Below are 21,848 nucleotides of genomic sequence, written 5' to 3'. Positions count from 1 at the left end.
CTCAGGAACGCTGGGCGCCGGCGCTGATGGCCGATGCCTCGCGGGCGCGCTGCCGCTGCTGGCGGCGCTCCTCGCTGAAGAAGGGATAGAACACGGTGATGAACAGCACGAACAGGAAGGCGTACTGCACGATGGTTCCCGACGAGCCGTAGATCGCCCACAGGCAGTACACAACGGTCAGGCTGGTCAGGGTCCAGAACGCACCGGTATGGACCAGGGTGTGCGAACGCTCGACCACGAAGTAGCAGGCCACGCACGAGTAGATGTAGGGCAGCAGGGTCAGTACCACGGCGGCCGACGTGATGACGTCGAACTGTGCCGACGCGGTTTCCGAGGTGGAGGTGACCAGCACCGCCAGGGTCATCAGCACCGCTACGATCAGCACGCCCTTGACCGGCACGTCATCCTTGTTGGTCTTGCTGAAGATGCTCGGGAACAGCCCGTCGTCGGACGCCGCCTTGGCGCTCTGTGCGGTCAGCAGGATCCAGCCGCCCAGCGAACCCGCCGCGCCGATGAAGGCGCACAGGCTGACCAGCGCACCGCCCCAGCCACCGACGGCCTTGGCCGCAGCCAGCGCGAACGGGGCATCGGAGGTCTGCAGTTCGCCGTTGGGCACCATGCCCATGATCACCGAGGAACTGGCGATGTAGGCGATGGCAGCCAGGAACACACCGGCCAGGGTGGCACGGGCCACGTTCTTCTCCGGGTTTTCCACCACGCCGGCGGTGACCGAAGCGGATTCGACGCCGATGAAGGCCCACAGGGTCAATGCCGCAGCGCTGGAGATCGCGCCGAAGTTGGATTCACCGGACACGTTGTAGGCGCCCTTGAAGATGTCGGCATCGAAGAAGAACCAGCCGAAGATGGCGATGCCCAGGATCGGGACCAGCGCAAAGCTGGTGGTGACCGTCTGCACGCGGCTGACGAAGGCCGGGCCGATCACATTGGCGAAGCTCAGCGCCCACACCAGGATCAGCACCGCGATGCAGCGCACCAGCGGCTCGGACAGGATCGGGAAGAAGTAGCTGAAGTAGCCGACCGCCGCAATCGGGATGGCGACGTTGCCGATCCAGTTGGCGAACCAGTAGATGGTGTTGGTCTGGAAGCCCATGTAGGGCCCGAACCAGTCGCGCGCATAGGCGTATGGACCGCCCGCCTTGGGCGCCAGCTTGCCCAGCTTGGCGAACACGAACGCCAGCAGCAGCGCACCGGCGGTGGTGATCAGCCAGCCCCAGATCGAGGCGGTACCGATCTTGGCCAGGCTGGAGGGCAGCAGGAACACACCGGAGCCCATCATGTTGCCGGCGACGAGGAAGGTGGCTCCGACCACCCCGATTTTCTTTGCTTCTGCCATGACAATCTCCTGTACTGGCATGAGCCCGGTGCGGCCGGGCGTGGGGACGGTTGCGCTGGCGTAACGCCGCTGGCGCTTACTTGATGAAGTTGTATTGCAGGCTGCCCTGCACCCGGACCGTGTCGCCGCGCGCGCCGCCCTGCTGTTCCAGGCGCCCGTACAGCAGCTCCATGCCCATCGTCCACGACGGTGCCGGGCTCCAGATCAGGTTGAACACGCCGTAGCGGCTCTGACGGAATGCGTCGGCCGCCAGTGCAGCATTCCGCTCCAGGGTCAGCTGGCCGACGATCAGGTTCGAACGCCACAGCTCGGACCAGTAATGGGTGTAGCCAACGAAACCACCGTGCAGGTCCAGCGCATCAAGGCGGCCATCGGCACCGACCACCGCGTCCAGCCCGGAGCCGGTCAGGTCAGCGGTGTAACGGCTCAGGCCGCGCCCACCGAGGGCACCGAACAGCAGCAGGTCGCGCTCGCCCACCGACGCCGATCCGCTCAGCTGCAGGCCACCGGCCATGCGCCGGTCACGCTCATCGTCACCGTCATACGCCAGGCTGCGTGCCACCGCGCCCAGTTGCAGGTGGCCCCAGTCGCGCTCCATGCGCGCCGTCACCGTCACATCCGGCAGCCGGTTCACCGCCGCGCGCTCATCGCTGGCACCGGCAAGTTCAGTCTTCGGATCTTCGGCGGCAACAGTCAGGGTGTTGCCCTTGCCCATCGCAAAGCTGTGGTGGATGCCGGCCACCAGCAGATAGCCCGCACCACCCGGACCGGCGAAATCCAGCGTGTCAGGCAAGCTGTCCGGATCCATGAAGCTGGAATAGCCGTAGCCCGCGTAGGTATTGCCAAGCTGGCCATAGGCGTGGCGCAGGCGGAATTCGTAACCATCACTGCTGCCGAAGAAGTCGTTCTCCAGGTAAAAGCGCAGGTTCCCGTGCGAGGTCGGGCGCCGCGCCTCGAAACTGAAGCGGGTCTGCTTGGCATGGATGTTGAAATTGGACACGTCACGATGACGGCCGCCCACTGGCATCGACGAAGGAATGAACTGATCTTCGTCGCCGGCTGCGCGCGAATCGGCGATGGCATCGAGCTTGGCGTAGCCGCCAATGCGGATCACCGTATCGGTGCCGGGAATGGCGAAGAACCCCTTCAGATCCGGGTCGGTTGGGCCGGCCGCACTGTCCGGTCGCGATGCCGCGGTGGAAGGATCGGCCACCGATTCACGCTGCGGCAGCACCGGTTGTGCCACGCCCGGCACCTGGGTGGGATGCAGCAGATGGGTAGCGCCTGCAGGTGCGGTCGCAGGCGCAGGGATCTGCGCGACGGCAGGCGCAACCGCGCCATTACGCTGTTCAAGCCGATCCAGCCGCTGCTGCATGCCTTCCAGTACCTGACGCATGGCCGCGATCTCACGGCGCAGCGCCTGCGCGTCCTCCTTGTCATCAGCCTGTGCATATGCCGGCGTGATCGCCAATACGGTCAAGCAGGCCAGACTCAGTACCGCCACGCGCATTGCATCCTCCCTGGACGTCCATGTTCATCTCGCAGGCCGAACGCACGCATGCGCGGCTCCGGCCCCACGTTGCAGTTGCTGGAAATGCGGATACTGCGTCGACGGCGGCGGCCAGCCTGCGCACTGCAGGCAACAGGACGATGACACTGCCCTGCCCGCACCGATGTCGACTCAATCAAGGCCGCGCTGCCAAAGAGGTGGCGACCGCAGCGGTCTGGGTAACAAGCAAGGAGTGAGAATGTCGTGAATGGCTGTGCCGGCCGACCCTGATCAGGGCGTGGCGAGCGCGGCATCCGTCGCGCAGTGACGCTGTATTCCATGCGTCACAGGCTAATCCGCCTGTCGTTTTTGGCCTTGATTGGAATCAAGGCGCGATGCTTGATGTCAGTCACGATTCAGACGTGACGATGAACCAACGTTGCGCGGGCCTGCAACCGGAAGGCCGGCCACAGAATGCAACAGGCCCGCATGCTGCCATGCGGGCCTGTGCAATGTTTCATGAAGCTGGCGCCACTCAGCGCGGGCCAAGCACCGTCTGCAGATCGGCACCCTGCGGCAGGCCCGCACGACGCTGTACCTGGCCCTGTGCGTCCTGGAACAGAATGCCCGGCGTGCCCTGGAAGCCCATTTCGATCATCAGTACCTGATTGGCATCGAGCTTGCCAGCAATTTCGCGGCTGATGTTCGGCAGCGCCTTGATGCCACCGCGATCAAAATCGTGCTCGTTCTGCAGCAGCGCTGCACTCGGGTCACGGGCTGCGAGGATGGCCGCCGCCTTGGCCGGGCTGTCCTCGCGGATGACGCCGACCATGATGTGACGCAGCTGCACCTTGCCCGCATCGACCCACGGCCGTGCCGCTTCCCAGAACTTGTGGCAGTAAGGGCAGTTGGCATCGCTGAAGGTATAGACCACGCGCGGCGCATCGGCCTTGCCGTCACGTACCCAGGCGCTGGATTCCAGTTTGGTCCACATCTTGGCCGACATCGGCGAGGCCACCAGCTTCTCAACGGCCTCAGCGGCTACATCGTTGCCCTCCGCATCGAACAGGCTGCCGACCAGTACATGCTTGCCATCAGCAGTGACATAGGCCGCTGCCGGCTGCTGGCCGCCGACCACGCCGGCGAAACCTCGCAGGCCACCGGGGGCATCGAATTCGGCGACGACCTCGAACCCATGCTTCTCGATGCCCTTCAGCACCGCAGGGCGATCGCCCTTGTTGGCAGCGGCTGTGGCGCTCGCTGCCGGTGCCGCGGCGGTCTTGCCCGGCGGCGTCTGTGCCTGGCTGCAGGCGGCCAATGCCAGCAGGACCGGCAGCAACAGCACCGCCGGGGCGGTGCGCAGGGAAGTCGACAACATGGGAACTCCGTAGTGAGATGCCCGCGCAGGCTACCGCAGCCGGCGCAGTTTGTGTTCAAGACCCGCTGCCGTCAGTTCGCCGAGGTGCAGTTCACGCAGGCGCCCTTCGGCGTCGAAGAACAGGGTCGAGGGATAGGCCTGCACACCCAGCACCGTGGATGCCGCAGCGTCATCGTCCAGCAATACGTTGCCCAGCAGGAGCCGTTCGCGCGCAACGAAACCCTGGACCTCCTCAAGGGTTTCACCCTGGTTGAGGAACACGAACTGCACGTCCGCATGTGCCTGCTGTGCCGCTGCCAAGACCGGCATCTCGCGCCTGCAGGGACCACACCAGCTGGCCCACAGGTTCAGCACCAGTGGCTTGCCACGAAACTGCTGGAGGTCCACCCTGCCCCCTTGCAGATCAGCAACCTGCAATACCGGCAAGGGCATCCGCCGCTCCTGCCAGGCGGACAACAGCTGACTGCCGCCCGCCCAGAGCAGCACACCTGCCAACGCCGCGCCCAGCACCGGGGCGCGCAACGCCCGCCATGGGCGCAACCGCCACAGTCCCCATGCCAATCCCGCAACCAGGACAACCGCGAGGTGGTAGCCACCATCGGCAATCTGCAGAATGCTCCACGGCGCCTCGCGATACAGCGCGAAGTTCAAGGCCACGAAGCTGATGCGACCACACAGCAGGCCCACCAGCAGCATGTCCAGAACCATGCTGGGTGCGGAAGGCAGCGGCATGCCGTCCTTCCTGCGTGGCCACAGACGCGCCACGGCCATCGCCAGCAGTACGCACACGAGAATCAATACCACCGGCATCGGCACCGGCCCAACGCTCGACATCAGACCACCTGTTCAATCGTCCACTGGCTGCATGGTCGAAGTGTCGCACTCCGGTTGCAAGCCCGACGATGCTGCCCGCATCAGGCCGCGCTGCGCCCCAGTTGCATCACCGACGGCGATTGCAGCCCGCGCAGACTGCCCGCCACCGACGGCATCAAGGGCCGCTCGCGGCGCTTGCTGCTGACGTGACGCCGATAGTTCGCCGGCGTCATGCCAACGATGCGCAGGAACAACCGGCGAAACGCACTCTGATCGGCGTAGCCGACGCCCCAGGCCACCTCATCGATACCCGCTCCCTGCTGCAACAGGGTCTGCGCCTTGGCGATGCGCAGCCGTTGGCAGTACTCGATCGGCCGCAGGCCGGTGGCCTTGAGGAACCGCCGCTGCAGCGTGCGCGGCTCCAATCCGGAGACTTCGCAGATCGCGGCGAGGGTGGCGCCGCGTGCCGCCGTGGTGTGCAACCAGCGCTGTGCCTTCAATACATCACGATCGCCATGTGCGAAGTTGGCGCTGAAGCGTTCCAGATCCTGCTGGATCGTGGCGGGCACGGTGATGCCCAGCTGCTGCGCCACCGCACTGGCCACGCCCTGCCCATGCAGCCGGTACAACAGCCGCAGGCCCAGGAAGCGCCAGGCCTGGCCCCCGCCGACCGTCAGCAGGTCGCCGTCATCCACCAGCGCCCGCTCGCTCGGCACCCAGCTCGCGGCCTGCGCCTGCAGGCCTGGATGGCGCCCGAGATCGGGGCCGCTGACCGTACGCCCGGCCAGCAATCCGGCCCGTGCCAGCACGCTGACGCCATCACTGGCGGCGGCCAGCAGGCTGCCACCGTCATAGTGCGCGCGCAGCCAGTCCAGCAGGACCTCATCCGCGCGCAGGCACGCGCCGGCACTGATCTGGCCGGGAACCGCAATCACAGCCGGGATGGCCGCATCGAGCATTTCCGCACCCGCAATACGGTGCACACCAGTCTGGCTGGCCGGCACGATCCAGCGGGTGACCAGCACCCGCTTGAACGGCCGGCGCTGCTGCTGGGCAAGGCGATTGGCAACGTGCGCCATTTCGGCCAGTACGGAGGCGGCAGACGGATCACCTCCCGGGTATTCAACCACCGCGATCTCGACGAATCCTTCGTTCCTGAATCCTTCCACAGACCACCTCCTCGGTTCGTTGCAGGCCATCGAACGGCCGGTTCAGGCGAAGGGTAGGAACTGGCCCATCGGCGGGGCTATGAAGAAAGTTGCAAAGTGCGCTGAATGCGCGCACCCGGTCCAAGCCTTGACTCTCGACCAGACTCCAGGCTTCACAATGGCCGGCAGCATCCGCAGGAATCCGCCATGAACATTGGACAACTGGCCCGCCAGGCGGGCGTGCCGATCGATACGGTGCGCTACTACGAACGACAGCAGCTGCTGCCGACCGCAGCCCGCTCGGCGGGTGGCTACCGCATCTTCGGCGAGCAGGATCTGCGCCGGCTGCGATTCATCCGCCGCGCCAAGGCGCTGGGCTTCAGCCTGGAAGAGATCGGCGAGCTGCTCGTACTGAGCGATCAGCACTCGCAGGACATGGGCAGCGTGCGCGACACCGCGCAGGCCCGCCTGCAGGACATCGCGCAACGGATGGCCGAGCTGCAGCGCATGCACACCGCACTTTCGCAGCTGGTCGACGCCTGCCCCGGTCACGGCACGCTGGACCAGTGCCCGATCCTGGCGGCACTGACCGACAACGTTGCACAGGCGAAAGGCGACTGACATCGGCTTCGCAACGCACGTGAAGAAAAGTGCAACAAATGCTTGCCAACCCCCTGGGGCAAGGCTATTATTTCGCTCCTCAGCGACGTGGGGCCATAGCTCAGCTGGGAGAGCGCCTGCATGGCATGCAGGAGGTCAGCGGTTCGATCCCGCTTGGCTCCACCAATCTTTCGGCATTAGGCCGTCGAAAGGTCGCTAAAGAACATTGATGAGAATTGCGTCCCCATCGTCTAGAGGCCTAGGACATCACCCTTTCACGGTGGCGACCGGGGTTCGAATCCCCGTGGGGACGCCACTCATCACGAACAACGAGGACCCGGCCGATAACCGGGTCTTTTTTGTTCACCGCCTACCAGCATTCAGGTAGTGGCGTTGCGGTTCCCCTGCCCTCGTGGCCGCGGTTGAACCGGAACGAAAAAAGCTCAAAAAAAGCTTCCACAAACGTGAACACGCAGGTATGATAGGCGGCTCGGTAACACGGGGCCATAGCTCAGCTGGGAGAGCGCCTGCATGGCATGCAGGAGGTCAGCGGTTCGATCCCGCTTGGCTCCACCACTTTCGACATTAGGCCGTCGAAGGTTCTACAACTTGAAGTTTTCGTGCGTCCCCATCGTCTAGAGGCCTAGGACATCACCCTTTCACGGTGGCGACCGGGGTTCGAATCCCCGTGGGGACGCCAGTTTCAAAACGGACTCTGCTCCCGGCAGATCATCCGGAGTTTCATTGGGGCCATAGCTCAGCTGGGAGAGCGCCTGCATGGCATGCAGGAGGTCAGCGGTTCGATCCCGCTTGGCTCCACCACTTCGACATTAGGCCGTCGAAGGATCTACAATTTGAAGTTTTCGTGCGTCCCCATCGTCTAGAGGCCTAGGACATCACCCTTTCACGGTGGCGACCGGGGTTCGAATCCCCGTGGGGACGCCAATTCTTTAAAACCCCGGCTTCGGCCGGGGTTTTTCTTTGCCTGTGATTTCTGAAAAGGCCCGATCCAGCATGGATGGCCTCAGCCTGGACACACCTCAGAACCGGCGATACATCCCGATCGATGCAGGTGCGGTAGGTGCGAAACCAAACTGCGCGTACAGCCGGTGCGCTTCACCATCTGCCAGAAGGCTGACGTATGCCGACGGCGGCAGGTTTGCCTGCATCCAGCCCTCCAGGCGACGCATCACTTCCTTGCCCAGGCCCTGCCCCTGCAGGCGCGGCAATACGGCGATATCGCAGACCTGCAGGTGGCAGCCCCCATCGCCGACGATGCGCCCCATCGCCACCAGCTCGTTGCCCTGGTAGGCGCACACGCCATACAGGGTATTGGGCAGCGCGCGTGCCGCCGCCTCCTGGCTCTTGGCACTGAGGCCCGCCAGCACACGCAGCTGGCAATAGTCTTCGACCGTGGGCACGGCGTCGCGGAACTGGCAGGCGACGGAATCATTCATGCGCTTTCTCCCTGTAGGTCGGGCTATCCTGCCTCATCCATGTCGCAACTGCTGCGACCCGCGCCTGCAGAGTTCCCATGTGCTATTCCGCCCTGATCCGCGCCGACTACGCCAAGCTGGTGCGCGAGTTCGGCGCCATCCTGTCGCTGGAAGAATTCGCGGAGCTGTACGCGCACGATCCCGGCAAGAAGCGCCCCAGAACTCCCAAGGCCATGGATGACGGCTTCGCCGGTGCGCGCACCGAGCAGGGCCGCGACATCGTCGCGAAAATCCAGCAATGGCATGCGCAGGAGCGCCAGGATCTGGAAGCGGAGCTGGCCCGCCAGCGCGAGCGACGCGATATCGCCAACGCCACGCTGGCGACCCGCCCCACCCAGAAGGCACGCAACGACCTGCGCGTGGCCGGCAACCGCATCGATCGTGCGCAGGCTCGGCTGGAAGACCTGCACCGGGTGCAGCTGCTGCCGCGCGACAATCGCATTTTCCCTGGCACCTACGCACCGGTCATGGTCAGCGAGGGCGGCAAACGCGTGATCAAGCCGATGCGCTACCAGTGCCGGCTGCCGGACAAGCCGGTGCGCAACGACATCCTCTATCCCGGCACCTACAACGCGAGGCGCGACAGCCTGGAAGGCTATTGGCGCGGTGCGTTCGGGCTGCGCCACGGCGTGGTGGTGGTGCAGGCGTTCTATGAGCACGTACCGCGTCACGCCACCGCCGGCCCTACGCCGGGTGCCGATGAGAAGGAGCAGGACGTGGTGCTGGAGTTCCGGCCTGATCCCCCGCGCGATCTGCTGCTGGCCTGCCTGTGGGCGGAATGGGAAGGACCGGAAGGTCGCCTGCTGTCATTTGCCACCATCACCGACACGCCTCCGCACGACGTCGCCGCTGCGGGCCACGACCGCGGCGTCGTTCCCATCCGCAGGGAACACCTCGATGCCTGGCTCAATCCCGATCCGGATGATCTGGCGCGCCAGTACCGCATCCTCGACGACCGCGAAGAGATCCGCTACGTGTACGAAGAAGCGGGCTGAATACCGCGCACAGATGAAAAACCCCGCCTGGGCGGGGTTCATGGATCAGGGATTGCCGCCGCACATCGCCTCTTCGCAGAAGGCCTGTTCCTGCAGGCATTGTTCGACCTCACCACCCCGCGCGATACAGCTCTTGTAGAGCTGGAAACAGGGCTGGCCGCACCACGCGGCAGAGGCCGTACCACCGAAGACCGCCATCGAAAGGACACCCGCAGCGACCATGCGCTTGATCCACTTCTTCATGCCACTCTCCTTGTAGGCCTGAGCATTCAGGCCCGGGCAGGATACGCCCACCGCTTCGGCATGCGCCAATCAGGCCCTGGCGCTGGCGCGGCCCACTGCGCGTACCAGCGCCTGGCTCAGATCTGCCGAGAGATACGGCTTGACCAGCAGCACGCCGGCCAGCATCGGCCCGGGCAGCTGCTCGGCCAGCATGCCGGTGGCCAGCACGAACGGCACGCCACGCGCCGACAGCGCCGCGGCCACCGGCTCGCTGGTCTCATTGCGGGCTAGGCGGTAATCAAGCAGGGCAACGTCCGGGGTCGACGCCTCCAGCAGGCGCAGCGCCTCAGCGACGCTCGCGGCCAGACCCACCACCGTCGCACCGGCGTGCACCAGCTGCATCTGCAGCAGTGCGGCACTCATCTCGTCGTTCTCGACCACCAGCACCCTCAGGTCCTGCAACACTGTCATCGGCTACCACTCCTGGAGGCATTCAAGCCGCCGCAGTATAGCCACCACTGGGCCGAAGCCGACAGGACGCGCCCTGATCGGCCTCCCCACTATGAAAGCCGTGCCGACCTCGTTTACAATCGCACGCTGCCTGCCGGTGTGGCGGAATGGTATACGCAGCTGACTCAAAATCAGCCGGGGGTGACCCCATGAAGGTTCGAGTCCTTTCACCGGCACCACTGCATCAAAGGCCAGGTCCCCGACCTGGCCTTTTGCATGTTCAGGGCCCGGGCGCCGAAACTGGCGACGATGCCAACGCTCGCGCTGCCCACGCTCCCCGCTATCCTGCCGGCACGGCTGCGCCCACTGCACGCGGATGACGCTGCCGCCTGGTCCCGTTATCTCTCGCTGCCGGGCGTGACCGGGCACACCAGCTGGGGCGACGTTTCCGAAAGGGCACTGCGACGCCTGCCCACCGCAACGCACCCGCGCTGGGCGCTGGTGGGCGCCTGGATGTACGCCCGCGTCGAAGGCTCGGCGTCACCACGCTGAAACACAACTGCGACTTCCGGCAAGCTTTGGAATAGACGCAGCGCACACTTTTCTTGCAAGCCTCACGTGCTTCTGCCTATCGTGATCCCAGCCGGAGCTGGGGGCGGGGGAATGCATGACGTTGCGTGCGGCACTGTTTTTTCTGATCACGCACGCGCTCGTCATTGCCTTTGTCGGCCCGCAGGACCCGGTCGGCTCCTACCTGATGCTGATCACCGCCCCGCTGCTGGCTGCACTGGCCTGCGTGCGGCGCGCTCGTGACAGCCGCCAGGCAGCCTGCAAATGGCGGACGCTGGGCGCTGCCGTGGGCCTGTTCTTGCTGGCCCTGCTGGCCCTGCTGTACCGCAATGTGGCCAGCCTCGATCCTGCGCAGATGACCGTGTCTTCGCTGATCCTGTACGTGTTCTACCGGATTCCCCTGACCTACGTGGCCGCCAGCCCGGGCGGCGGCAACCGCTACATCCGCGCGGTGGACCTGCTGATCATCGCGTTGCTGTGGCTGTTGTACTACGGGCACACGCGGGCGATGGCGCACTTCAACACCGCATTGTGGACGCAGTGCCTGAACGCCATGAGCAGCGTACAGAACAGCCTGGTGTTCTGCTTCGCGCTGATCCGTTTCCTGGCCGAGGACAATCCCGACCGCCGCGATTTTTTCCGGACACTTGCGATCTACGCGCTGGGCTACTTCCTGCTGGCGTTCTACATCAACACCTATCAACCGCAGCTGCCCGACGGCAACTGGGGGGACCTGCTGATCAGCGGGCTGTTCGTGGTGCTGGCCATCATGGCTGGCAGCAAGCGCCGCTATCCGGCGGTGGAGGTATCGCGCAGCCTGCGCCGCATCGTCGACGCCGGCGTGCCGTTGATGCTGCCCTTGCTGCTGATGATGGTGGCGCTGCTGCTCGCGCGCCTGCAGCCCACCCTGGCCACGGTGGGCTTCATTGGTGCCATGCTCGGCTATGCCCTGCGCAGCGTGCTGAGCCAGGTGGAGATCCAGCGCCAGCGCGATGAGCTGGAAACACTGGCGCGGCGTGACCCGTTGACCGGTCTGGGCAACCGCCGCAGCTTCGACGAATCACTCGGCAGTGCCCGTGGCCGCGCGCACCGCCAGGGACTCGGGCTGGCGGTACTGATGATCGATATCGACCACTTCAAACGGCTCAATGACACCTACGGCCACCCGGAAGGCGATCGTCGCCTGCAGTCGGTGGCTGCCATTCTTGATGGCTGCCTGCAACGGGGTGACGATCTGCTGGCCCGATATGGCGGCGAAGAGTTCATCGCCGCCCTGCCCTCGCCCGATGCCGCCCACGCCCTGGGCCTGGGCGAACGGCTGCGCGCTTCGGTCGAAGCCGCAGCCCTGCCCGCCCCTGAAGCCACCGTCACCATCAGCATCGGCGTGGCCTGGCAGGCACCGGGCGAAGACCGCGATCCGCGCGACCTGGTCGAACGCGCCGACCAGGCCCTGTATCGCGCCAAGCATGCCGGCCGCAACTGCGTACGCGGCGACACCGGCACCACGGAAGACTGGTCCGGGCGCCGCGTCTAGACCGCGTGCAGCGCCGCCGCTCCATGCCGATGCCCGGCCCCGCCCTGCACGCGGAAGCTGGCCACGGTCTGCAGCAGCTGCGCCGACTGTTCTTCCATGCTGCGCGCCGCCGCCGACGCCTCCTCGACCAGGGCCGCGTTCTGCTGGGTGCCCTGATCGATCAGGTCGACCGCATGATTCATCTGCTGGATGTCGTCGCTCTGCTGCTGCGAGGCAGTGCTGATTTCGGTCATCAGGTCACTGACCCGGCGCACGTTGGTCACGATTTCATCCATGGTGCGGCCCGCGCTCTCAACCTGCGCCGTGCCGGCGCCCACATTGGCAACCGACTCATCGATCAGGTGCTTGATCTCCTTGGCTGCGCTGGCCGAACGCTGCGACAGCTCGCGGATCTCGGTTGCAACCACGGCGAAGCCACGGCCATGTTCACCGGCACGCGCAGCCTCCACCGCTGCGTTCAGCGCGAGAATGTTGGTCTGGAAGGCGATGCCGTCGATCACCCCGATGATGTCGACGATGCGCCGCGACGAGGCATTGATCACCGCCATCGTCTCGACCACCTCATGCACCACATTGCCGCCTCGCGCGGCGACGTCGGCCGCTCCACCGGCCAGCTGGCTGGCCTGGCGCGCGTTGGTGGCCGTGCGCTGCACGGTCTCGGCCAGTCCCTTCATCGACACGGCGGTTTCCTCCAGCGAGGCCGCCTGCTGCTCGGTGCGCTGCGAGAGGTCGCTGTTGCCCTGTGCGATTTCAGTCGCGCCGACTGCGATGGTGTCCGCAGCGAACTTGATCTGGCCGATGATGGCCGCCATCGCCTCGACCAGCGAATTCACGCCTTCGCACAGTTCGGCGATCGACCCGTTCTTGTCGGCGGTGGCCACGCGCTGGGTCAGGTCGCCCTGCTTGGCGGCAGCCACCACCTCGCGGGTCTGCGCCACGGCGCGCTGCATGGCCTGGTTCTCATGCACCTGCGCGGTGATGTCGGTGGCGTACTTGACGACCTTGAACGGCTTGCCGTTGAGGTCCAGGATCGGGTTGTAGGATGCCTGGATCCAGACCTCGCGCCCGCCCTTGCCCAGGCGCCGATACTGCCCGGCGTCATACTCGCCACGCCCCAGTTTCTCCCAGAACTGGCGATATTCGACGCTGCTGCGATGCTCGGGCTCGACAAACAACGAATGGTGCTGCCCGCGCACCTCGTCCAGGCTGTAGCCGGTGGCGGCCAGGAAATTGTCATTGGCCGACAGGATGCGGCCATCCATGCTGAACTCGATCACCGCCTGCGACTTGGCGATCGCGGCCAGTTGCCCCGCCGAGTCGGCCGCCTGCAGCTTCTGCGCGGTGATGTCGGTCGCGAACTTGACCACCTTGTACGGCCGCCCCTGGCGGTCCAGCACCGGGTTGTACGAGGCCTGGATCCAGATCTCGCGCTGGCCCTTGCCGAAGCGGCGGTACTGTCCGGCGTCATATTCGCCGCGCCCCAAGCGCGCCCAGAAGTCGCGGTATTCAGCGCTGCGCGCCTGCTCGGGGTCGACGAACAGGGAATGATGCCCGCCCTGGATCTCCTCCAGCCGGTAGCCCATCGCCTGCAGGAAATTGTCATTGGCCTGCAGGATGGTGCCGTCGAGCGCGAACTCGATGACGGCCTGCACGCGATGCAGCGCGGCCACCTGCGCTTCCAGCTCGGTGCGGTCGGTCACCGCCTTCTCTGTGCGGGTGCGTTGCTGCGGCGCCAGTGCGCCAAGCAGCGCACGCCACGGCGACCAACGGGTATGCAGCTCGGCCGGCGCCTGCGCGCCCGCCGTGAAGCCTGGAATGAGCATTGTCTGATCCTCGGTGTCCGGTAAGCGGTTGTGACCCGACGGGCGGGACGCCCGGCGGCAACATCAGTTGCCAGGGACTACAGGTGCCAACCGGCACCTCTCGAGCGACTGCCAAGAACGTCTGCTGCGGCTGCGATCGGCATCTAGGAGCGGCGGAACACACTGCGTGGACCGCCCATCGGGGGCAGTCTGGGGTCCTGCGGCGGGTGACTGGAGCGGGATCCAGAGGGAGTATCGGCGATGCCGTCGGCCGCTTTAGCGGGATTCCGCGACGTCCGTCGCAACTCCGTGCATTGCAGCCGGAATGCGGTAGACGACTGCCGTGTACTTCACGCCCTGCTCACGTGCCACCGCCTGCCCGCCGAGGGACTCAGCCAGTGAACGGCTGGACCGGTTCCGTTCCGCCACCGGGTAGCGGAACGCCGCACAGCGCAGGCGCTCGGAGGCCGCCGACCACACCGCCGCCACTGCTTCGCGGCCATAGCCGTGCCCATGCATCACTTCTGCGATCCAGATGCCCAGCTCGGGTTCTGCTTCCCCGGCTCGATGCAGGCCTGCCAGGCCAAGGAATACATCATCCTCGCGCCTGCGGATCACGAACATGATGTCGGACCCGTCGGCAATGGTGGGTAGCCACGTCTGCCAGACCGCAGCAAATGCCTCCTCCGACGGAGGCGGCTCGAAGGCCATGTAGCGGGTCAGCCCGGGTGTGATTCCCGCAAATGCCTCGTCGGCGTCACCGGGCGTGAATGGCCGGAGGTGCAGCCGCGGACTGTCGATGGTCCAGTCGTCGGATGTCATGTTCTGCATTGCCTGAGCGCTGAGTACAGCATCACTCAGCAGAAGGATGCAGCTCAAGGCAGAAAGGTTTACATGACCAATGCGGGATTCCCCAGCCGGAGAAAATGACCAGCATGAAGGTCCCGCAGGACGCTTATCGACATGGAGATCGCATGTTCCCTCGCTTTGCCAGCCTTCTCTTCCTGGCCGTGTGCAGCAGCAGCGCGCTGGCCAACGACACCGCCTATCGACCGGCGTTCCACCCGGACCAGCTGAAGGGACCGCCCGCAGGACGCCCGAACGAAGTACTGGTACTGGGCAGCCCGCACCTGTCCAGCCTGCCGGAGACCTTCACGCCGGCGATGCTGGAACCTCTGCTGCAGCGCCTGGAAGCCTGGCGGCCCACCGCGATCGCAGTGGAGAACCTGTCCGGCCTGCAGTGTGACTTCATGCGCCGCAATCCAGCCCGATACGCGGAGAGCGTAGCGGACTACTGCGTCGATCCGGCCCCGGCGCAGGCCGCCACCGGCCTGGACGTGCCCAGCGCGAACGTGGAGATGGAACGCCTGCTTGCGGAATGGCCGAAGGCGCCAACCGCTGCCCAGCGACGCCGATTGGCCGCAGTCTTCCTGGCCGCGGGCGAAAGCAGCTCGGCAGTCGTCCAATGGCTGCGGCTGCCCAGGGAAGAGCGACGTGCTTCGGACAGCCTGACGCCGGAGCTGGTGCGGTTCCTCGACACGCGCATGACCCGCCGCAACGAGGCCGGCCTGGTGGCCGGCGTCCTTGCCGCACGCCTGGGACTGGAGCGCCTGTGGTCGGTCGACGACCACACTGCGGATTCGCCAACACCGGAATCGCAGCAGAAGGCCTACGCTGCCGCCATACGCGGTGCCTGGGACAATTCCTTCGTCAAAGCGCGCAGGGCGGCCGATGAACGGCTCGAAGCCAATCTTGACCAAGCGGATGGGTTGCTCGCGATGTATCGCGCCTACAACGCACCCGAGGCCGTGATGGCGGCCTTCAACAGCGATTTCGGCGCGACGCTCGTCGAACCCTCGCCGGAAGGCTTCGGCCGCAACTACGTGGGCTACTGGGAAACCCGCAACCTGCGCATGGTCGCCAACATGCGCGACATACTGGGCCAGCATCCAGGCACCCGCATGCTGACCATCGTCGGTGCCTCGCACAAGGGCTACTACGAGGCTTACCTCAACCTGATGCACGACGTGCAGCTGGTCAGTTCGGATGAAGTTCTGCGCTGACGCAACATGACATGGGGGATGCGGTGACCATCCACCGCATCACTCCACCGCGTTCCTGCCCGCCCGCCAGAGCACGATGCAGGCGGCACCGATGCAGGACAGCGTGAATACCAGCAGGGCGACCGCGCCGCCCTGCAGCACCGGCAGCAGGGCCTGCGCGTGCAGGTCGCCGCGCAGCTGTTCCGCACGCAGGCAGGCGGCCAGGGCCAGGCACCAACCGACCAGGGCCGGGGCGAAGGCACGCACCGTCACCGGGTTGCAGACATTCATGGGATCACCTGTACGAGGGGAAGTGCACGGAGTATTCGCGCACGCCCTCTCACAGGCTGAGATCAGCCCTCGATCGGGTCGATGTCGTCGCTCGGCAGCTCACTGGCCTCGCCCTGCACCTGTACGTTGTTGCGACCCATTGCCTTGGCCCGGTAGCACTGGGCATCAGCCGCCGCTACAGCCTGGTCCACGCTCATCCCGCCCGCCAATGGCGCGATACCGATGCTGGCGCCCACATGCAGGCGATCCCGGTCCCACGGAATCGACAGCGATGCCAGGGTGTGCAGCAGTTCACCGCCGATGCGCGCTGCACGACGCGGTGTGCAGCCGGACAGGATCACCGCGAATTCGTCGCCGCCCAGCCGCGCCACCACGTCCGAATCGCGCACGCCGTGGCGCAGCACGCTGGCCACCGCCCACAGCACGGCATCGCCGGCCAGATGGCCCCAGGTATCGTTGACCGGCTTGAAGCGGTCCAGGTCGATGTACATCAACGAGGCGGCCTGGCCGGTACGCTCGACGCGGGTGATCGCCTGCTGCAGATGCACTTCGAAGCCGCGGCGGTTGCTCAGCTCGGTCAGCGGATCGATCTCGGCCAGATGGCGCGCCTCGCGCTGGCGCGCGCGCTGCTGGGTGTCGTCGCGCAGCACCCACACTGCGCCCCGTACATGACCTTCATCATCACGCAGCCAGGCACGGGTCAGGTCAACCGGAATCGTGGCTGTGCCCAGGCGCAGCAACAGGTCAGCGTGCAGGTCCACTGCGTTGCTTTCCGGGTCCAGCAGCACGGAGACATCCAGCACTGAACCGGGTGCATACTCAGTGGTCAGTGCCAGCACATCCTGCACCTTGTGCCCGGCCAGCGACAGCGCGCCATCACCGGCCAGGGTGCGCACCGCGGCGGCATTGGCGTAGTCGATGCGACCATCCAGGCTGACACTGAGCACCAGGTCGGCCACCGCATCAAGCGTGATACGGCTGCGCTGCTCGCTCTCGAACAGGCGCTGCTCGCTGCTGCGCTGGGCGCTGATGTCCTGGATCTGCGACACGAAATGCAGCGGCTCGCCGTGCTCGGTGCGCACCAGCGACACCGACAGCCGTGCCCAGATCACCTTGCCGTCGCGATCGAGATAACGTTTTTCCAGGTGGTAGTGGCTGCGCCGCCCGGCCAGCAGGTCCTGCACCAGGGCCAGGTCGGTCTGCAGGTCGTCGGGGTGGGTCAAGCGCTGGAAATCAACCTGCAGCAGTTCTTCGCGGGGGTAGCCCAGGATCCGGCACAGTGCGTCATTGACGTCCAGCCAGCGCCCTTCCAGCGACACCAGCGCCATGCCCAGCGCCGCCGACGTGAACGCACCGGCGAATTTCTCTGCCGACAGGCGTGCTTCGGCACGCGCCTGCAGGATCTCGGTAATGTCGATGGACATGCCGACATAACCGATCCGCGCGCCGCCGGCACCATCCATGCGGCTGATCGACAGGCGCACCTGGCGTGGCTGGCCATCCTTGCGCCGCAGTGTCCACTGCCGGGAATAGGTCTGCTCATCGGCGCGAGCGCTGAGTGCTTCAAACGCGCCCGGCAGGCTTCCGTCCGCAGCCGCCAGCGGACGCAGCCAGGCCGCCAGCTCGTCCGGATCGTGGAAATCACCCAGTCGCCGCTGGCCGACCACTTCTTCGGCGCTGTATCCCAGCAGGCGTTCCGCGCCGGTATTGAACAAGGTGATGGTGCCTTCGGTATCGGTCGCGATCACCGCCACCTCGTCGGATGCGTCGACCACGGCCTGCAATCGCTGCCGGCTCTCGGCCGCATCCTGTCGCGCCTGCTGCAGCTCGGTCACGTCGGCGTGTGCACCGGCCATCCACAGCGGTCGTCCCTGCCCGTCCCATTCGAACACGCGGCCACGGTCGTGGATCCATATCCACTGGCCATTCTTGTGCCGCATGCGCAGCAGGCAGACATAGTTGTCGCTGCGGCCTTCGAAATGGTCCTCCAGTGCCGCATCGGACAGGACGATGTCGTCGGGGTGGACCAGCTTCAGGAACGTCTTCTGGCACACCGGCTCCAGCTCTTCCAGGCGATAGCCGACGATCTCCGCCCAGCGCGCATTGACCCGCATTTCGCCGGTCTGCACGTTCCATTCCCAGGTGCCGGCTGCGGTGCCGTCGATGATCATCGCCAGGCGACGGCGCTCCTCGGCCAGCTCCTGCAGGCGCCGTTCGAGCAGCCCGTTGCCGTTGCTTCCCTGGCCCGCCATCAACCCGCCCCGCGGCCCGCACAGGCGGGCAGTGGCCGCAGCACAACGCTGCAGCCCTCAACGAAGACAACGGGTCCTGCTGGCGTCATGGCCCTCCCCAGCGACAGCGGGGTGGCCGAACGCCTCCCCTCAAGCGCAAGTGTGCGCAATCACGGGGAAAACCGACAAGTCCCTCACCACGAATCAAGCGTGACGGGGGACACGGTCCTCAACTGCGCTTGGCGCGGGCGAAGGCCTCGGCCAGGGCATTGTTGGCCGGGGGCGCGGACACGGCGGGACGGCCACCATTGCCCTGGCCCCGGTTCGGCCCGCGGTTCGGGCCGCCTGCGTCGCGGCGCGGCCCCTGCCCGCGCTCATCGCGCTGGCCCGAGCGGCTGGTGGCCTGCCCGGGGGTGTCGTCCAAGCGCCGGGTCAGGGCGATGCGCTTGCGCGCCACGTCCACCTCCAGCACCTTCACCTTGACGATATCGCCGGCCTTGACCACGTCGCGCGGATCCTTCACGAACGTATCGGAGAGCGCCGAAATGTGGATCAGGCCGTCCTGGTGCACGCCGATATCGACGAAGGCACCAAAGGCCGCCACGTTGCTCACCACGCCTTCCAGCACCATGCCCTCGCGCAGGTCCTTGATGTCCTCGACACCCTCGGCGAAGCGCGCCGCCTTGAACTCCGGACGCGGATCGCGGCCCGGCTTTTCCAGTTCCTTCAGGATGTCGCGAACGGTCGGCACGCCGAAGGTGTCGTCGGTGAACTGTTCTGCTTTCAGGCCACGCAGGAAGCTGCCATCACCGATCAGCGCCTTGATCGGGCGCGCGGTGCTGGCAACGATGCGCTCGACCACCGGATAGGCCTCCGGGTGCACCGCCGAGGCGTCCAACGGCTGATCACCGTCGGCGATGCGCAGGAAGCCGGCGCACTGCTCGAAGGTCTTCTCGCCCAGGCGCGCAACCTTCAGCAGGTCTTTGCGACGCTTGAACGGGCCGTTGTCGTCACGATGGCGCACGATGTTCTCGGCCACCGTGGCCGACAGGCCGGACACCCGCGACAGCAGCGCGGCAGACGCGGTGTTCACGTACACGCCGACCGCGTTCACGCAGTCCTCCACGCGCGCGTCCAACGCCCGGGCCAGACGGTACTGATCCACGTCGTGCTGGTACTGGCCGACACCGATCGCCTTGGGTTCGATCTTGACCAGTTCGGCCAGCGGGTCCTGCAGGCGGCGGGCGATCGATACCGCGCCACGCAGCGACACATCCAGGCCCGGAAACTCCTTGGCCGCGAACTCGGAGGCCGAGTACACCGAGGCACCGGCCTCGCTCACCACCACCTTCTGCAGCTTCGGGTTGCCAGCGGCCTTGATCGCTTCACCGGCCAGCTTGTCGGTTTCGCGGCTGGCGGTGCCGTTGCCGATCGCGATCAGCTCCACGTTGTGCTTGGCGCACAGCTGCTTGATGGTCTGCAGCGACTGGTCCCACTGGCGGCGCGGCTCATGTGGGTAGATGGTATCGGTGGCGACCAGCTTGCCGGTGGCATCGACCACGGCAATCTTGCAGCCGGTCCGGATGCCCGGGTCCAGGCCGAGCACGGTCTTCGGGCCGGCCGGTGCCGCCAGCAGCAGGTCCTTCAGGTTGTCGCCGAACACCGCGATGGCTTCGGCCTCGGCCTTTTCGCGGGCCTGGTTGAACAGGTCCAGCAGCAGATGGGTATGCAGCTTGGCGCGCCAGGTCAGGCGGCAGGCGTCCAGCAGCCAGCGGTCGGCGGCACGGCCCTGGTCGGCAATGCCGGCCTTGCGCGCCACGCGCCCTTCGGCGTACTGGTGGCCAGCCTCGGCATCACTGCCCGGGTCCAGCTCCAGGAACAGGATCTCCTCGCGGCGCGCGCGGAACAGCGCCAGCAAGCGGTGCGAGGGAATCTTCGCCAGCGACTCGGCGTGTTCAAAATAATCGCGGTACTTGGCACCTTCGGTTTCCTTGCCCTCGGCCACGCGGGCACGGATCACGCCGGATTCGCCGAGCCAGGTACGCAGTTCGCCGACCAGCGCAGCGTCTTCGCCCCAGCGCTCCATCAGGATCGCACGCGCGCCTTCCAGCGCAGCCTTGGTGTCGGCCACGCCCTTGTCGGTGTCGACGAAGGTGGCCGCGAACGTCTGCGGGTCCTGCGTCGGGTCAGCCAGCAGGCCATCGGCCAGCGGCTCCAGACCGGCCTCGCGGGCGATCTGGGCGCGGGTGCGGCGCTTGGGCTTGTACGGCAGGTACAGGTCTTCCAGGCGGCTCTTGGTGTCGGCGGCGAGGATGTCGTTGCGCAGTTCGTCGCTGAGCTTGCCCTGCTCGCCGATGCTGGCCAGCACTGCCGCGCGGCGGTCCTCCAGCTCGCGCAGGTAGGTCAGGCGCACTTCCAGGTTGCGCAGCTGGGTGTCGTCCAGGCCCCCGGTCACTTCCTTGCGGTAGCGCGCGATGAACGGAACGCTGGCGCCCTCGTCGAGCAGGCCGACCGCGGCGCGTACCTGGGCGGACTGGGCACCGATCTCATCGGCGATGGTCTGGGCGATCTGCTGGGCGAGCGCGCTCTGTGCGTTCTTGGCGTCGTGCATTGCTTCAGGTCTGTGCCGCGGTACGGGAAGACCCCATTCTGGCAACCCACGACGGAGCCGGACAAGGCATTGACAGGGGGCGAGGTTCAGCGGCGGGGCCGGATTGGACGCCGGCATCCTGGCAAGAAGAGGGCTCGGACTGGCCCTGGGCTGGGATGCCGGCGCGGGCGCGCGATGGTGGGCGCGCCCTGCCGCGTGTTGCGGAGGTCAGCGGTAGTGGCGGGCGGCGCGCTGCATGACGATCTCGTCACGCATGCCTTCCAGGGCCATCAGGCGGACCTTGCCGACACCCTGCAGTTCCATGAACCGCTCCGTGTAGAACTCCGGCCCCAGCGCGGTGTCGGCGCGGGATTTGCTGAAGCCGTAGGGCACCACGCCCTTCTCGCCATCCTTGCTACCACCGACATAAAGAACGATTGCCATGTGATGTATTCCTCCAAATTGCTACTGCGTACTGCACTCGATGAGCGATGCTGCGAGCTCATCGAGGGAGAGCTTACCGCGTCGAACCTGACTGGAACGTCACGAAGGCTAATGACGATCGGTTGCATGCAGATGACGGCGGGATCGCAGCAGAATGCTTACGGATCTTTAACTTCCGGCTAACGAATCGGGGTTTCCAGCCAACGGCGCAGCCCCTCGTGGCTTGGTCGCGAAATGCGCTTCATGTGATTGGGTCGGTCGGGGTGGATTCGCGGGACACGCCGTAAACCCGTCCATGGGGGCTCGATGGCGCCATCCATGGCGCCAACGGTCCCGCAAACCCACCCCGCCCGGCCCCCGACAGTTCCCTGCGCCGTGCCAGCCACGGAAAGGAATAAA

Annotated in this window: 19 protein-coding genes and 7 tRNA genes; 12 read left to right on the top strand and 14 right to left on the bottom strand. The window is 66.0% G+C overall.

The window, feature by feature from the left end; translation table 11 throughout:
• Position 1: 1 nt before the first annotated feature.
• From adiC to ARC63_RS19000, 5 genes are all read right to left on the bottom strand, one after another.
• The gene (adiC, locus tag ARC63_RS19020; protein WP_005410068.1) at positions 2 to 1,354 is read right to left on the bottom strand and encodes an arginine/agmatine antiporter; all 1,353 of its coding nucleotides are present in this window, start codon (positions 1,352 to 1,354) and stop codon (positions 2 to 4) included.
• 76 nt (positions 1,355 to 1,430) lie between these two features.
• Positions 1,431 to 2,864 (bottom strand): DcaP family trimeric outer membrane transporter, encoded by a 1,434-nt coding sequence (locus ARC63_RS19015; protein ID WP_049454651.1) that lies wholly within the window; start codon positions 2,862 to 2,864, stop codon positions 1,431 to 1,433.
• A gap of 514 nt (positions 2,865 to 3,378) precedes the next feature.
• The gene (gene dsbG, locus ARC63_RS19010; RefSeq protein WP_010484982.1) at positions 3,379 to 4,221 is read right to left on the bottom strand and encodes a thiol:disulfide interchange protein DsbG; all 843 of its coding nucleotides are present in this window, start codon (positions 4,219 to 4,221) and stop codon (positions 3,379 to 3,381) included.
• 30 nt (positions 4,222 to 4,251) lie between these two features.
• Positions 4,252 to 5,055, bottom strand: a complete 804-nt coding sequence (locus tag ARC63_RS19005) for a TlpA disulfide reductase family protein (RefSeq protein ID WP_010484981.1) — start codon at positions 5,053 to 5,055, stop codon at positions 4,252 to 4,254.
• Positions 5,056 to 5,135: 80 nt separating this feature from the next.
• Complete coding sequence (locus tag ARC63_RS19000; protein WP_019336511.1) at positions 5,136 to 6,203, bottom strand: GlxA family transcriptional regulator; 1,068 nt, start codon at positions 6,201 to 6,203, stop codon at positions 5,136 to 5,138.
• Between the two features lie 186 nt (positions 6,204 to 6,389).
• On the opposite strand from ARC63_RS19000, the gene ARC63_RS18995 reads away from it, so the two are divergent.
• The 7 genes from ARC63_RS18995 (at position 6,390) to ARC63_RS18965 (ending at position 7,727) form a co-directional block, all read left to right on the top strand.
• Positions 6,390 to 6,803: a heavy metal-responsive transcriptional regulator gene (locus ARC63_RS18995; RefSeq protein WP_010484978.1), complete on the top strand. Its 414-nt coding sequence runs from the start codon at positions 6,390 to 6,392 to the stop codon at positions 6,801 to 6,803.
• 89 nt (positions 6,804 to 6,892) lie between these two features.
• Positions 6,893 to 6,968, top strand: a tRNA-Ala gene (locus ARC63_RS18990).
• A 54-nt stretch (positions 6,969 to 7,022) separates the two neighbouring features.
• Positions 7,023 to 7,098, top strand: a tRNA-Glu gene (locus tag ARC63_RS18985).
• Positions 7,099 to 7,282: 184 nt separating this feature from the next.
• A tRNA-Ala gene (locus ARC63_RS18980) sits at positions 7,283 to 7,358 on the top strand.
• A 48-nt stretch (positions 7,359 to 7,406) separates the two neighbouring features.
• Positions 7,407 to 7,482: transfer RNA gene (locus ARC63_RS18975), tRNA-Glu, on the top strand.
• Between the two features lie 46 nt (positions 7,483 to 7,528).
• Positions 7,529 to 7,604, top strand: a tRNA-Ala gene (locus ARC63_RS18970).
• 47 nt (positions 7,605 to 7,651) lie between these two features.
• Positions 7,652 to 7,727: transfer RNA gene (locus ARC63_RS18965), tRNA-Glu, on the top strand.
• A 95-nt stretch (positions 7,728 to 7,822) separates the two neighbouring features.
• Here the strand turns inward: ARC63_RS18965 and ARC63_RS18960 are convergent.
• The gene (locus ARC63_RS18960; protein ID WP_010484960.1) at positions 7,823 to 8,239 is read right to left on the bottom strand and encodes a GNAT family N-acetyltransferase; all 417 of its coding nucleotides are present in this window, start codon (positions 8,237 to 8,239) and stop codon (positions 7,823 to 7,825) included.
• Positions 8,240 to 8,316: 77 nt separating this feature from the next.
• Between ARC63_RS18960 and ARC63_RS18955 the strand changes: the two genes are divergently transcribed.
• Positions 8,317 to 9,273 carry an SOS response-associated peptidase family protein gene (locus ARC63_RS18955; RefSeq protein ID WP_057504128.1) on the top strand — a complete coding sequence of 319 codons (957 nt, stop codon included), beginning with the start codon at positions 8,317 to 8,319 and terminating at the stop codon, positions 9,271 to 9,273.
• A 45-nt stretch (positions 9,274 to 9,318) separates the two neighbouring features.
• Here the strand turns inward: ARC63_RS18955 and ARC63_RS18950 are convergent, their stop codons facing one another.
• Together ARC63_RS18950 and ARC63_RS18945 are read right to left on the bottom strand one after the other, a co-directional pair.
• Positions 9,319 to 9,516 carry a hypothetical protein gene (locus ARC63_RS18950; protein WP_010484956.1) on the bottom strand — a complete coding sequence of 66 codons (198 nt, stop codon included), beginning with the start codon at positions 9,514 to 9,516 and terminating at the stop codon, positions 9,319 to 9,321.
• Between the two features lie 69 nt (positions 9,517 to 9,585).
• Entirely contained in the window at positions 9,586 to 9,966 is a 381-nt protein-coding gene (locus ARC63_RS18945; protein WP_019336514.1) for a response regulator, read from the bottom strand.
• A 132-nt stretch (positions 9,967 to 10,098) separates the two neighbouring features.
• On the opposite strand from ARC63_RS18945, the gene ARC63_RS18940 reads away from it, so the two are divergent.
• The 3 genes from ARC63_RS18940 (at position 10,099) to ARC63_RS18935 (ending at position 12,049) form a co-directional block, all read left to right on the top strand.
• A tRNA-Leu gene (locus ARC63_RS18940) sits at positions 10,099 to 10,184 on the top strand.
• A gap of 70 nt (positions 10,185 to 10,254) precedes the next feature.
• A complete protein-coding gene (locus ARC63_RS23750; protein WP_228354613.1) occupies positions 10,255 to 10,497 on the top strand; it encodes a GNAT family N-acetyltransferase in 243 nt (80 codons plus the stop codon).
• Positions 10,498 to 10,612: 115 nt separating this feature from the next.
• Complete coding sequence (locus ARC63_RS18935; RefSeq protein ID WP_057504127.1) at positions 10,613 to 12,049, top strand: GGDEF domain-containing protein; 1,437 nt, start codon at positions 10,613 to 10,615, stop codon at positions 12,047 to 12,049.
• Here the strand turns inward: ARC63_RS18935 and ARC63_RS18930 are convergent.
• Both ARC63_RS18930 and ARC63_RS18925 read right to left on the bottom strand, forming a co-directional pair.
• Positions 12,046 to 13,872, bottom strand: a complete 1,827-nt coding sequence (locus ARC63_RS18930) for a methyl-accepting chemotaxis protein (protein ID WP_057504126.1) — start codon at positions 13,870 to 13,872, stop codon at positions 12,046 to 12,048. The two genes, ARC63_RS18935 and ARC63_RS18930, sit on opposite strands and share 4 nt — an antisense overlap.
• Before the next feature lie 255 nt (positions 13,873 to 14,127).
• Positions 14,128 to 14,673, bottom strand: coding sequence for a GNAT family N-acetyltransferase (locus ARC63_RS18925; RefSeq protein ID WP_057504139.1), 546 nt, complete (start codon positions 14,671 to 14,673; stop codon positions 14,128 to 14,130).
• A gap of 152 nt (positions 14,674 to 14,825) precedes the next feature.
• On the opposite strand from ARC63_RS18925, the gene ARC63_RS18920 reads away from it, so the two are divergent.
• Entirely contained in the window at positions 14,826 to 15,914 is a 1,089-nt protein-coding gene (locus ARC63_RS18920) for a DUF5694 domain-containing protein (protein ID WP_043403094.1), read from the top strand.
• Positions 15,915 to 15,953: 39 nt separating this feature from the next.
• On the opposite strand, the gene ARC63_RS18915 is transcribed toward ARC63_RS18920, so the two are convergent.
• The 4 genes from ARC63_RS18915 to ARC63_RS18900 all read right to left on the bottom strand — a co-directional run bounded on the left by ARC63_RS18915 (position 15,954) and on the right by ARC63_RS18900 (position 21,449).
• A complete protein-coding gene (locus ARC63_RS18915) occupies positions 15,954 to 16,184 on the bottom strand; it encodes a hypothetical protein (RefSeq protein WP_010484939.1) in 231 nt (76 codons plus the stop codon).
• Positions 16,185 to 16,246: 62 nt separating this feature from the next.
• Positions 16,247 to 18,436, bottom strand: a complete 2,190-nt coding sequence (locus tag ARC63_RS18910; RefSeq protein ID WP_019336521.1) for a PAS domain S-box protein — start codon at positions 18,434 to 18,436, stop codon at positions 16,247 to 16,249.
• A gap of 208 nt (positions 18,437 to 18,644) precedes the next feature.
• Complete coding sequence (locus tag ARC63_RS18905; protein ID WP_057504125.1) at positions 18,645 to 21,026, bottom strand: Tex family protein; 2,382 nt, start codon at positions 21,024 to 21,026, stop codon at positions 18,645 to 18,647.
• Between the two features lie 207 nt (positions 21,027 to 21,233).
• Complete coding sequence (locus tag ARC63_RS18900) at positions 21,234 to 21,449, bottom strand: hypothetical protein (RefSeq protein WP_005410085.1); 216 nt, start codon at positions 21,447 to 21,449, stop codon at positions 21,234 to 21,236.
• Between the last annotated feature and the right edge of the window lie 399 nt (positions 21,450 to 21,848).

It is taken from the genome of Stenotrophomonas geniculata ATCC 19374 = JCM 13324 (assembly GCF_001431625.1).
Lineage (GTDB): Bacteria > Pseudomonadota > Gammaproteobacteria > Xanthomonadales > Xanthomonadaceae > Stenotrophomonas > Stenotrophomonas geniculata.
Note: the sequence above shows the minus strand (reverse complement) of the source record. Positions and strands in the feature narration are given on the sequence as shown.

What these genes read in the sequence shown, in the direction of transcription:
- adiC (WP_005410068.1), bottom strand. Translation starts at nt 1,354, where the DNA reads ATGGCAGAAGCAAAGAAAATCGGGGTGGTCGGAGCCACCTTCCTCGTC.
- ARC63_RS19015 (WP_049454651.1), bottom strand. Translation starts at nt 2,864, where the DNA reads ATGCGCGTGGCGGTACTGAGTCTGGCCTGCTTGACCGTATTGGCGATC.
- dsbG (WP_010484982.1), bottom strand. Translation starts at nt 4,221, where the DNA reads ATGTTGTCGACTTCCCTGCGCACCGCCCCGGCGGTGCTGTTGCTGCCG.
- ARC63_RS19005 (WP_010484981.1), bottom strand. Translation starts at nt 5,055, where the DNA reads ATGTCGAGCGTTGGGCCGGTGCCGATGCCGGTGGTATTGATTCTCGTG.
- ARC63_RS18995 (WP_010484978.1), top strand. Translation starts at nt 6,390, where the DNA reads ATGAACATTGGACAACTGGCCCGCCAGGCGGGCGTGCCGATCGATACG.
- ARC63_RS18960 (WP_010484960.1), bottom strand. Translation starts at nt 8,239, where the DNA reads ATGAATGATTCCGTCGCCTGCCAGTTCCGCGACGCCGTGCCCACGGTC.
- ARC63_RS18955 (WP_057504128.1), top strand. Translation starts at nt 8,317, where the DNA reads ATGTGCTATTCCGCCCTGATCCGCGCCGACTACGCCAAGCTGGTGCGC.
- ARC63_RS18950 (WP_010484956.1), bottom strand. Translation starts at nt 9,516, where the DNA reads ATGAAGAAGTGGATCAAGCGCATGGTCGCTGCGGGTGTCCTTTCGATG.
- ARC63_RS18945 (WP_019336514.1), bottom strand. Translation starts at nt 9,966, where the DNA reads ATGACAGTGTTGCAGGACCTGAGGGTGCTGGTGGTCGAGAACGACGAG.
- ARC63_RS23750 (WP_228354613.1), top strand. Translation starts at nt 10,255, where the DNA reads ATGCCAACGCTCGCGCTGCCCACGCTCCCCGCTATCCTGCCGGCACGG.
- ARC63_RS18935 (WP_057504127.1), top strand. Translation starts at nt 10,613, where the DNA reads ATGACGTTGCGTGCGGCACTGTTTTTTCTGATCACGCACGCGCTCGTC.
- ARC63_RS18930 (WP_057504126.1), bottom strand. Translation starts at nt 13,872, where the DNA reads ATGCTCATTCCAGGCTTCACGGCGGGCGCGCAGGCGCCGGCCGAGCTG.
- ARC63_RS18925 (WP_057504139.1), bottom strand. Translation starts at nt 14,673, where the DNA reads ATGACATCCGACGACTGGACCATCGACAGTCCGCGGCTGCACCTCCGG.
- ARC63_RS18920 (WP_043403094.1), top strand. Translation starts at nt 14,826, where the DNA reads ATGTTCCCTCGCTTTGCCAGCCTTCTCTTCCTGGCCGTGTGCAGCAGC.
- ARC63_RS18915 (WP_010484939.1), bottom strand. Translation starts at nt 16,184, where the DNA reads ATGAATGTCTGCAACCCGGTGACGGTGCGTGCCTTCGCCCCGGCCCTG.
- ARC63_RS18910 (WP_019336521.1), bottom strand. Translation starts at nt 18,436, where the DNA reads ATGGCGGGCCAGGGAAGCAACGGCAACGGGCTGCTCGAACGGCGCCTG.
- ARC63_RS18905 (WP_057504125.1), bottom strand. Translation starts at nt 21,026, where the DNA reads ATGCACGACGCCAAGAACGCACAGAGCGCGCTCGCCCAGCAGATCGCC.
- ARC63_RS18900 (WP_005410085.1), bottom strand. Translation starts at nt 21,449, where the DNA reads ATGGCAATCGTTCTTTATGTCGGTGGTAGCAAGGATGGCGAGAAGGGC.